This is a genomic window from Vibrio sp. 10N.261.51.F11, from assembly GCF_041471665.1.
Classification (GTDB): domain Bacteria; phylum Pseudomonadota; class Gammaproteobacteria; order Enterobacterales; family Vibrionaceae; genus Vibrio; species Vibrio crassostreae_C.
In genome coordinates, this window is record NZ_JBFROW010000023.1 from 1 (window position 1) to 11,647 (window position 11,647).

Below are 11,647 nucleotides of genomic sequence, written 5' to 3' on the forward strand. Positions count from 1 at the left end.
TGAATTACGCAACAAAGCCCCTGCCAATGCATACTATACGAGCGTTAAGCTCCGTTCTTGTCATTTTTGATAAGGCGACAACACTGAGTATATGTCAGCCTGATACGCACGAGACGTAGTTCTGATTGGATGGGTTGTTGCTGTTGACGTTGCCATAGTTGAGGTTCACGTTGTAGTAGTTGGAACCATTAGCCGTCGACGACCAGTAGTTGTTGTTGGTCGCCCAACCCTTCACGTTTGCACTTATTGTTTATACGGAGTGTTGCCTTTCGACTTGCCCCCCTTTATTACCTCTAATAAGGCCATAAGTGCCGATAACATACCAGGGCCCGCTCACCAATGCCGTAACAAAGGTGTTCTCTAGGCGCAGCAACGCTGCTATGTTCCCTGTTTTTAGCGTATCGCCTTATCAAAAACATTACTAAGGCTACCGTTCAGTCCAACGAATAACATCAAACAGCAACCTACCCTCTGGGTTAGATGTGTCCGGTGTGCATTCGTCTAGCTGGTGTACTAACCACTGTGGCATCCAAACTTTAGCGAAGCTGTTATCTATTTTTAGTCTAGGATTTAAGTCAGACCGTTCATGTACAGGTAAGTCGTTTTTGTGCGATAGATACCACTCTTCCCAATTAGACATATCGGCATAAAAACCAATGCTGATGATACCTTTTCGTCAGGAAACACCCCTACTTTTGCAAGGCTGCTTACAGGTAACCCGCCCGATAGAACACATTGTGACCCGAGTTTTTTAACCACTTTAGCTGACACTTTTAAAACAGGCAAAGAGGGGGGAGTGACCACCCACTGCTGCCATGCGAACAGCGCTTGATCATAAAAACGAACAAACATGCCTTCATGTATGCCGATAATTTTACCTTGTTGCTGACTAAGCTTGAGTTTTGTTTCAATATCCATATTAATCCTTACTGAGTTTAGAAAATAAACCGCTACCCTCTATAAAAAGAAAAAACGGCCCTGCGGGCCGCAAACTCTGAACGTTGAACCCTAAGAACCTGATACGCACGAGACGTAGTACTGACGGGATGGGTAGCTGCTGCCGACGCCGCCATAGGTGAGGCCCACGCTGTAGTAGTAGCCGGAACCATTAGCCGTCGACGACCAGTAGAAGTAGCCGGTCGCCCAACCCTTCGCGGTGTACATGTGACCAAAGTTATTAAAAAGACTCGTCAACTCATCTATATTTGCTAAAGCCCAATCATCTCTCCCGTTAAGCTCAAGTGTATTATAATGTTCACAAAGGCTATGTGCTTCAGTAACACTAAAAATTGCAAACGATCCTGAAGGACCATAAGGGATATTGTCAACATGACTACCGTAGTAATTACCACTATAGCCAACAGCGTTTAAAAAGCTCTCACTTGGAGTACCGGTAAACAACTTTCCATCGCTTTCCGCAATTTTAACACAGGCACCCGCGGCGTTTTGTTGATCATCATCCCCAACTTGGCCACCACACAAATAGGCATGAAAGGTAACTTGGCTAATCGCATTAGTCTGTGTATTGGTTGTTGTGGTGTAAGATGACGCCACATCAAAGGTCATGGTCGTTGTTGGGGTTTGATAGTTTGTATCCCACTTTACCCGCACTTTTTGCTCACCTGATTCATCGGTTTGAGTCGTTTCCGCTTCAAGGATAGGAGTAACCATTTCTGCGGTGTCTGGGTGCTGTTCTGTACTTACCACTGAAATGACTGAGTAACCTTCTACTGGGTTGCTATTTTGATCGGTCAAGGTCGCAGTAACCTGGCCACCTTCCACTGACGTATAAGGTACCGTGTCAATCGTTGCTTCTGATGACACTGCAGCCGTCTTTTCATCACCAATAAACTTAACTTCATAGTCTTGAGTAATGCCACCCACATCAAGGGTTAATGTGACGGTTTCCGCTTTTAAACTGGTTAAGCGAAACTCGGCAATACCATAGCTGTCTGTGGTAACGTTATCGCTGTCCAATGTCACATTTGGGCTAGAGACAGAAGCCGTCACAAGGGTATCTGGTCTTACTTCTTGACCGAGTTTTAACTCAACAAATACAGAACCAACATCAACTCCATCCGCGACAACTTCCGTGCTTGAGGTAGGCAATACAGTAATTAAACCTTGCTTAACACATGTCACATAATAAGCCGATGTTGGATCGACATCGCCTGTAAGGGTGCTGCCATCTTTAAGATCCACCCACTTAACCAGATCTGCTCCGTCATCATAAGCGAGGTATTGCGCTTTAACAGGCCAGTTATGTAACGCCTGAACATCGGTATCAGTGGCCATCAGCTTAAGTTGATCAAACGTCGGCACTGAACCACCGATGGTGTCGCAGTATGCTACGGCCGACGGATAACGAAAACCAGCCATATCAATCGCTGGGCTGTAGCCATCATCGTTCAGTTTTATATCATAAGGCGAGCCTTGCCCGGCTGCATCAAGTGCGGTGGGTGGTCCAATATAGAGATCCAACAAATGAGAAATGTCGTCCCATTTTGATGACTGATTAGGATCGGTCACTTCAACACGAATCAAACCCATGTCATACACTCCATTATGATCACTAACCGCAAAACTAATATAGTGGTAACCTGGTTGTGACGCTTGAAAGACGATCGTTTTATTCTGAGTGTCCAGTGGATCTTTAGGTACCGCTTTTGCGTTAAACGATTCAACATACACCAATTGATAATCATCACTATCGTCCGAGGAAACAAAGCCGCTGATGTCGATTTCTTCATCGGTCAATACGTTGACAACAACTGGATATACAATATTATCGTCAATCGTAAAACCTTGGTTAGCTTCGTAGCCCACCGCAACATCTAAAACCCCCATCAGCACAAGGCCATTAACCGAGTCTTCTAACGTATAAAGAACACGGTCAATGCCGGTAAAACCTGACGGCGGGGTATAATCCATAGTCTGGTCATCTGTACTATTTATTTGAACTGAGCTCGAGCGACCGTACGGTAGTGTAAGCTCCGTTAATACAAACTCGTCACCTAACGTAAAGCCGACTTTCTCCAATTCGTCCTTCAGTAAAACACTCACATCTTCATTAATCAGTGTTGTTGCACTTACTGGAACCAGTTCGGTTGAGCTAGGATTACTACTTACCGCAATGCGCGTAACCGCAGAACTCGAACCTTCTGAGCTACTACTATCACTCATTGGCGCTTCAGCCATACGGCTCATTGGCGACAATGTTTTAGGAGTCACATGATATCGATAGTCACACACCTTGGTATCAAAGGCCTGAATTACAAACCCTGTTTCCGTCATACTTTCTACTTGGCAGCTATCATCATTAGACAAGACCTCGACTTCACTCAGCGCAAAGCCACCACCCGTTGATGAAAATACCTTTGACGACAGGTCAACCTCGAACGATTCAGCATAGCCAGTCGAGTAGGTAGCATTTTGAGCGGAAAGCGTCGCGCTTTGAGTATTAGGGGAAACACTTGCTGAGCTTCCGGCACTTCCTTCACTGCCCTCTCCACCACACCCAAAAAGGGTAAGCGTAGTAGCGACGACAAAACCCAGGGGAATGCTTCCTCCTGGCTTATTGCTTAAAAGGTTCATATTACTTCTCTTTACTTTTTATTGATTTCAAAATTGATTTTATGATTTGTATTTAATGTTGTATTGGGCATTTACACTTTGCTGATAACAGTGATGCCATGTAGGCTAAAATTAGCACTGAACATGGGTAATGAATGCTGATCGTCCTTGATTAGCATTAATCATTGAAGGCCTATAATTATGTCTATTTTCAGCGTTCCTATTACTGAATAGGCAGTTGCATCTCTTTAGAGTATTTTTTATCGTAAGATGTTACGGTTACATTAAGTTGTTCACTTTGCGTATATTCCGCAAGAGAAAACGTTTTATCCCGACCAGATACAACAGTGAACTTTTGTTTGCATTGCGTATTATTTTCTGTTGTACATGAGTTAACATAAACATCAATTAGCGTATTACTATTATTATCGATGCGTAAATTCTCGCCCTGATTGTAAATCTTATAATCAAAACTTGGCTTTGTCGTAGGCAGAATATAAACCGGTGAAAAACCATAGTTTATCTCGACACCGTGAATTTTCTCTCCCTCTTCTTTATAACGACTAGGAGTAAATGGCAGCATAAACATCAAATCTTTGCTGTTATCGCAAGACGTGTTGTGACATAAGCTACGAACACCCACGTCTTTCTCTTCACCAGGTCTTAAAACTAATCTTGGGTGCGTAAGAGATATTTTCCAATCATCTAGATTGTTTCTTGTATAACTATTACGAACGATTTTGTCGCCATCAATAAACTGAATTTCTTGTACTTTCCCATTAACAAAAATCGGGTGAGACTCATCATTAATAAGTGTCACGACACCATTGCCCTTTTTATCCGCGACGACAATCATCTTGTCGACATTAAAAGCATTGGCAGCAGTAGAAGTCATTGCTGAACAAATTGCGAATACTGTTAATAGATTATATTTAATTTTCATATTTCTCTCTACTAAAAATAATAAATTTTAGGATACTACTCGTCTATTTTGCTCAGCGCGTATATAACACCAAGCGCGAAAAGAATGAGTACATACATGTTTAAAATATTTGGTCCGATCATTACTCCGCTCTCTTATATTTGACCTTCATGCATATAATTGAGGTATTAATTAGCATATTTGCGAGCCCAAACGATAAAAGGTGAGTAGCTCGATTGGTGAGCAGTATCGCGCATTCGGATTTAAAGGTATTGGGCACTCTTGAATTTCAAAAACGCAAGATGCGAGATAGCTAAACAAGTGTAGATATCATTTACATTGGCGAGATACTCTCTGCTACAAACAAAGAAACACTGCCAAAAAATTGGCAGTGTTTCTGTTTCAAGGAAGGCAACTTAATCTAAACAGCTAACTTTCGGGTAAAGTATTTTCTCTTCAGGGTAAATCAAATTCAAATCACGATTATTAAGATTTGGATTTGCTTCGACTAATTCATCAAGTGAGCTATCAAATGCTCTTGCAATTCGGTGCAAATAGTCGCCAGGAACCACTCGGTATTCAACTAAACGCTGCTGACACGATGGCGCCTTCTTAATTGGGACAATAGACGCCAATTGGGTTTTCGGCCTTGATACTTGGGTCGACTCTTCAACAAGCTGGTCAACATTGGGCCTTGGGTTAATATCTGAAAGGCCTTCTGCGGCTTCATTGCTTGAAAAACGATAAACCAACAGTGCATTAAATGCGTATAGATCGTCTTGTTGACGAGCTAAATCAAAGACGCCTTGGTAACCAAGGTCGGCGCTCCAATTTTTACTCAATTGGTATTTAAGACCAAGCGATGCCGTAAAATTGGTGTCGTCACTAGAAAACGCGCCCCCGACTCCTGCATACAAGGAGGCAAATTCACTGACGGGTAGCAATAAGTCGGTTTCAACCATTACCGCACGTAAACTATCTATTTCCGAATCAGAAAAAGCAGAATAATCAGCATAGCCAAGTTCAAATAGTACGTTTTCACTAATGTTATATCCAACCGCCGCCTTATAACCAAGTGCTTCAGTCTGTCCCATGTTGTCATCAAATGCAGAAAACGTCATGCCACCACTCATCTGGATAGGCAGCTCCTCTGCTGATACACTTATGGATAAGAACACAGCGATAATCGATGACATTAAGTTCATTTTTTTCATCTTAAATACCAGGCTCCAACATGATCGTTACTTCATCAAAATAATCTCCGGAAACAGCAGAACTGCCCTCAATATCGTAATCAAAGTCTAAAGTAAAGTTAATACTTGTTTGCACTCCAGCTCCTTCTGAAATAGCCGTTGTTTGATACATTAATTGTCCTTCATCAACTAAGTTACCAGAGCTGCACTGATCGCAATGAATGCTGTAAGGAATAACCACACCAGGGTTACTTGAATTAACCAATTCGTATGACTGTAAGGGCATTGTTAAAACAATTCCGTCATTAAAATAGCCGTTCGCTGTAATATCAAATGACGTTGTCGATGTTATTCTTTTGCCAATTGTGTCGTAGACTGGCGTCATGACACCATCTCCACTTACAAAAACACTGTCGAGTTGAACAGGCTGATAATCAAATGAAAACAACATCACTTCATTGATGTTGCGATAAGTCATAATGCCGTCATTTTCATAGTAGTAACGAATATTTACCGGCACTGAAGCTGAATATTGCCCCTCTGGTAGCCCACTTAATGCCGACACTATTTCACTTTCGTTAATATCGAAAATAGGTCTCAGGAAAATAAATGGGCTCGATTTTTGTTTATTAATTAATCGAACAGACGAAACACAGTTTGGACCTTCAACAGTCACAATCGGTAGTGACACTTCATCAAATGAGCACCCACCACCTACCGTATTCGCTGACTGGGCAAATTCAATTCCAGTAGTATTGTATTGAACGCCCGATATATCGATCGATATTGACGGTGAAGTATTCCCATTTCCCCCAATTAAAGTCATCTCTGTTGGAGGTGTACCCGAAAATGTCGCGGCCGCCCAAGCTTCTGAAGCCTGCAACATAGGAGGAGTTTCCCACGTACTTGGCAGCATTTTACCATTGTAACGTGTCACATTGTCCCAACGAACACCACCAGCCTTCACTTCCGCGCGAACTTCAAACGCAGCTTGAGCCATGCTTGTCGTCATTAATGCAATAAACGCTACAATATATAGGATAGGTCTAGGCATTATATTTTACCTCTCGTCACCATTTCTTTCTTTGAATAGCTTCTGTCGTGAGATGTCACGGTAATGGTCAACTCGTTATTTCGCATAGTTTCGGTTAAAGGGAACGTCTTATTCCTTCCCGATACAACCGTAAATTTTTGTTTGCATTGGGCTTTGTTTTCAGCAACACATGCATCTACAAAAAAATTGAGCATGGTATTACTTTTATTTTCGACTCTAAGGCTATCACCGTTGTTGGTTAATTCGTAAGAATAATTCGGTTGTGTTGTAGGAATAATATAAACAGGTGCGAATCCGTAATTAATTTCCACACCACTCACTACTTCACCAGGTCTGTATTTACTTGGAGAAAAAGACAGCATAAACATCAAATCTTTTGAATTATCGCATGCAGCGTTGTGGCATAAACTACGTATGCCAATGTCTTTCTCTTCACCAGGGTTCAAAACTACCTTCTGGTGCGTTAATGACACCTTCCAATCGTTTAAGTTGTCTCTTGTATATTGTTTTTTTTCTACCTGTTCTCCATCAATAATATTTATTTCATCCACCTTTGCTTGGATAAAAATTGGGTGAGACTCGTCGTTGGTTAACGTAACGATACCGTTCCCTTTATCATCAGAGACAATAACCATTTTATCTACCGTAAAAGCTTGTACACTTATAGATAACAATATAGCAGTGAGTGATACTAAATTTAGTAGAACTTTATTGGATTTCATTTCCCACTCCTTAATTAACTTGTGCGACTGGGTATGTAATGGCGTTGGTGCGATAAAGTCGCTTTGCCAACAGTTTTAACTGATCGATATCTCTTTTATGAAGCGCTATTGTTTCCGCCATGTTTATAGATTCATGCGCTATATAAATTGCCTTAAACGAACCCACTTCTTTCTGAATAATTCGATAACCGTGTGACTCGAGCTTTTTAAGCGCTTTATTCAGTTCAATCGAGCTTTCGTATGCACCTAAATACATCGCTTGTAGTCGTTCATCTGCATCAATCAAATCTATCTGCTTTTCTTGAGCTATTGGCAAACAATAGTTTTGACCAAAGTTCATCTGATTTGTTGAAGTAAATTCATAAGGCAGTAAGCATTGGCTTTCTTTCGCTGACAATTCAAAGTTCATGCCTTCCAATACGGTTACTCTATAAACACCGTCGGCCATTTCATTGACTTCAATACAACCTTCTCCATGACACTCCACTTCTGTAATCGGCTGTTCTGATATGTCATTAAAGGCGCTGACAAACGAAACGACGCGACTAACTCTTGGCTCAATAGAAGCAACCGTACCTGGGTGTGTAAACACGGTTACGTTACTATCACCAGAGTTGTAAAGATCAACGCTCTCTGAATCAAATTTCGCACGATATTGACTATAGTCTTCCAAAGGCACAATTGTTTCATCGTTATATACGATGAACTTACTGTTGTTTCGCCCTTCTTTTTTAAGAGAGAAGTAACCTTTTTCATCAAACGTCTGCTCTGTATTCTGCGACTGATGAATATCGACAAGCGTATAAGACATTGCCGCTTTATCGGTAATATAAACGCCGTCTGTCGTCACGATTTGAGTGCTAGACAAGCCAGCATTGATACCACTCGTGCCATTGGTGGACGTATGGGCGGAGGCATTCATTCGAGCGTATTTAGTCGTGCCACTGGTCGCCAATAACGCATCTTGATACATATCATCCTGTTGTCGATCGTAGGTGTTACTCACCTCAAGCGACGTATTAAAGGAGTCTGAGTCAATTAACTGATTTCGTCTTACTGTTGTTTTAAATTGATTAATGTCATCACTATCACTCGTCAGGCCCATGATAGTTTCTACTGTGTCTGACAACGGGACACTCCATAACAAATTAACTGATATGTCGTCCGTCGCCTCAGAGTAATCGACGTTAATATTAACTCGCGAATCTAAAACTGTGGGCGTGCTGTAACCAACGGAAATAAACTGCTGTTCCTGTTCATCCGAGTTACCTAAATTGTCTAACTGCTTGTCGTTATTAAGCGAGTAAACCGCATACATAGATTGTCCACCGCGGAAGCTGTACGAAGAATTCAACGATAGACGTGAATAATCGGCATATCCGTACATATAAGAAGCAACTGGATCACCAAGTTCATTATCGAGAGACTCATAAGATAGACTTAAATAAGGGATACCGATATTAGCATTAAAGTGAGATGCGTCTTCGAATTGGCTGTACACAGCTTCAGTACTCAAATCCCAATCAATCAGATTGTATGCACCACCAACGGTGTACATAGTGCCACTGTCCGTGACCAAGCCGCCCAAGCCTACTTGCAACGAACGGGTGAGTTGGTAGTTAGCTAATGCCTTGCCATAAACATCGTCTTCAATATTTTGAATGCCATGTTCCGTGTAGTCGTAATGGCTTCCTGAAAACATACCCGCAGTGGCAACGAAATCCACTTCCCCCTGAGTCAGAGAGTCACCTTTGGTGTTATATACTTGATAAGTCTGGGTATTAACAACTTGCCCACCACTTGTCACCTCAAGTACAGCTTCATAGCGACCAGATGGTAACTTGCTGTAAGGAATTGAGTTCTGCCCTTCTGGTACGTTATCTTGAAAAATCAATCGACCATCACGAAGAACTTGTACACCGCCACTTGTTGGCGCATAAAAGCTCAATACTTTGTCGTTATTATGTCCGCCTACGAGCAACTTTTTAGAGGTACCTACCGTGAGCGAGTTTTGAGCAACTCGAGCGGTGTTATTCAGGAAGTCAGTTGAGTTAACCTCTGGCTCAAATTCAAAATGACCCGCTTTTATTGAGTAAGAATCGATATCTAAATGATATGCCGCTTCATACAATTCAGAACCGTTATCACTGTTGTTGGCATTGAAATCAGTTTTGAGGTATCCGTAAGGTAGCCCCAGTGTCGTTTCATTATTTAAAGAAACGATTGAGTCTTGATCTTGATATTCACTCACGTACAGATCAAATGAATTGATTAACCCATTGTGTTGACTCAGAGACGAGTGGTATACCAGTTCTTCATCGAGATTCGAGTATGACAACACCTGTGGAGATACAAAAAGATAGACTTCTTGATCGTTATAGTTATGAACGATCTCAAACGTTTCTGGGTACAACTCACACTCATCGAGCTTACCTAAACACTCAGACTGATCTTGTATGCCAACCATTAATTGATCTATGATCTTCTGCTGGTACTCAGCCGACACTGTATTATCATTTAAATAGTCAGATACCTGTGCGATCGCTTTTTTATTATTCGAGTCTAATTTTAACGTGTTAAACGACGTTAAAAATGGGATCGGTGAAGTAAGGGAACCATCTAAGTTACGTATACGGACTGTTGACTCTTTCAATTCAAACAGTTCTTCAAAACCTTCAAGAACATTTTGACTATAACTTGAATACGAATACACAGGCAATAACACTAAAATTGCCATTGTTATGAGTTTGAACCTGAACATTATATATCTACCTCTATATTGAACTCTATCTCACCATTACACCTCTCCGCTTGGCCCGCTGTGATGATATCTTTAAATGACTGAAAACTTAATATAATGTCATGCTCACTATACTTATTGTCTCCATCATTTAAATTGAAATTTGAAAAAGAGACGGATTCACCCTCTGACAAACTTTTCCCGTCAATCGTTAATGTAACGAAATCATCCTGAACATTGCTCACTCCAGAGTAGTCCGTACAAATTGACGTATTTTTTGTTAACGTTGAAATATAAGGAATATCCGAAGACTCAAAAGGTATATCTGTTTCAATTCTTAATGTGGTATTAACATCATCAAATTTTGTTTTGTCTTGATTTGACGTCAACTCCAGAACTGCCGGAATAAATTCAACAGAATTAATTGAATTTGTATAAAGTTTGCCTACATCGAGGCTCGTAGTAATGTAAAGCACTTTGAAATCGGCGTTGGCATTCATACTCATGAAAGCCAATAGTATTAAAACTTTTTTCATATTGACTACCATCGTAGAGAAATAAGGCTCGTAATTACTACGAGCCTTTGAATCGGGAATTTTCTACAAATTAAACAAGGTCAGCCATAACCGTTACTGATGCTTGAACAGTAGTTCCACCTACTTCAGATTCAGGTAATACAGCAGTCTGCTTAACTTTAGTTGAAATAGTTTCTTCACCAGAAACAACATCACCAACGGCTACTGGTGCACCATTTACATTAATCTCAACAGCTTGAGATGGGTTTGCCACACCGTCAAAAGCTACTGATGCATCAACTAGAGTCCAGTTAGCTGAAGCTAATGCACCAACAACAGGAGTAACAGCATCACCATCATTTAAGTGAGACTCAAGTACGATAGTATCTGATTCAAACACACCGTCTGAGCTTGGAGTGATAGTACCGTTAAGCGCTGTTGTATCACCTCCTAGGCCAGTGATGATAAGTGCATCTGATGCGCTAGTTGTTGGAACAACGCCGTTCCATATAACAGTAGCATTTGAAGATGCGTTAGCACCTGCACTTACTGCCATACCCATAAGAAGAACTGATGCTAGTGCGCTTTTTTTGAAGTTAAACATTTTACTTTCCTTTAAAGATTAAATATTTCATAAATTAGTAATCCCGCTCCTGCGTTTAAATTTGTTAACGCTCATCGGTGACAGGACGAAATAAATTATGCGGAACACTGGAAAAGAAATATTGGGCATTTGAAAATTCCATTTGCCGAAAATGCCGATTCGATAAAACCATCAACAGTAAAGCTAGTAATACCTACCTTCGTTTTATCTACATCTATAATAAAAACCTGCCCGATAAGCTATAGTTTAAATTCTAATAAAAGAAGATTGAATTACATAAGCAATCGAACAATACTTACCAGGCGTTGTTAATGATATGGACAC

The 11,647-nt window shown here is 41.0% G+C and carries 9 protein-coding genes; all 9 read right to left on the bottom strand.

Annotation, left to right across the window (positions count from 1 at the left end; translation table 11 throughout):
* Positions 1 to 570 precede the first annotated feature (570 nt).
* Positions 571 to 918: a hypothetical protein gene (locus AB4351_RS08105; protein ID WP_137001854.1), complete on the bottom strand. Its 348-nt coding sequence runs from the start codon at positions 916 to 918 to the stop codon at positions 571 to 573.
* 90 nt (positions 919 to 1,008) lie between these two features.
* A complete protein-coding gene (locus tag AB4351_RS08110; protein ID WP_102321097.1) occupies positions 1,009 to 3,594 on the bottom strand; it encodes a DUF1566 domain-containing protein in 2,586 nt (861 codons plus the stop codon).
* Positions 3,595 to 3,796: 202 nt separating this feature from the next.
* Positions 3,797 to 4,516: a hypothetical protein gene (locus AB4351_RS08115; RefSeq protein WP_241910598.1), complete on the bottom strand. Its 720-nt coding sequence runs from the start codon at positions 4,514 to 4,516 to the stop codon at positions 3,797 to 3,799.
* A gap of 395 nt (positions 4,517 to 4,911) precedes the next feature.
* Positions 4,912 to 5,709: an outer membrane beta-barrel protein gene (locus tag AB4351_RS08120; protein WP_102321098.1), complete on the bottom strand. Its 798-nt coding sequence runs from the start codon at positions 5,707 to 5,709 to the stop codon at positions 4,912 to 4,914.
* A 1-nt stretch (position 5,710) separates the two neighbouring features.
* Positions 5,711 to 6,742: a hypothetical protein gene (locus tag AB4351_RS08125; RefSeq protein WP_065583729.1), complete on the bottom strand. Its 1,032-nt coding sequence runs from the start codon at positions 6,740 to 6,742 to the stop codon at positions 5,711 to 5,713.
* Positions 6,742 to 7,464 (bottom strand): hypothetical protein, encoded by a 723-nt coding sequence (locus AB4351_RS08130; protein ID WP_102321099.1) that lies wholly within the window; start codon positions 7,462 to 7,464, stop codon positions 6,742 to 6,744. The genes AB4351_RS08125 and AB4351_RS08130 overlap by 1 nt, the downstream gene beginning before the upstream one ends.
* Before the next feature lie 10 nt (positions 7,465 to 7,474).
* On the bottom strand, positions 7,475 to 10,225 hold the full coding sequence (locus tag AB4351_RS08135; protein WP_102321100.1) for a TcfC E-set like domain-containing protein: 2,751 nt from the start codon (positions 10,223 to 10,225) through the stop codon (positions 7,475 to 7,477).
* Complete coding sequence (locus tag AB4351_RS08140) at positions 10,225 to 10,740, bottom strand: hypothetical protein (RefSeq protein ID WP_102321101.1); 516 nt, start codon at positions 10,738 to 10,740, stop codon at positions 10,225 to 10,227. Before AB4351_RS08140 ends, AB4351_RS08135 begins: the two co-directional genes overlap by 1 nt.
* 70 nt (positions 10,741 to 10,810) lie before the next feature.
* Entirely contained in the window at positions 10,811 to 11,323 is a 513-nt protein-coding gene (locus AB4351_RS08145; protein ID WP_102321102.1) for a hypothetical protein, read from the bottom strand.
* Positions 11,324 to 11,647: the final 324 nt, after the last annotated feature.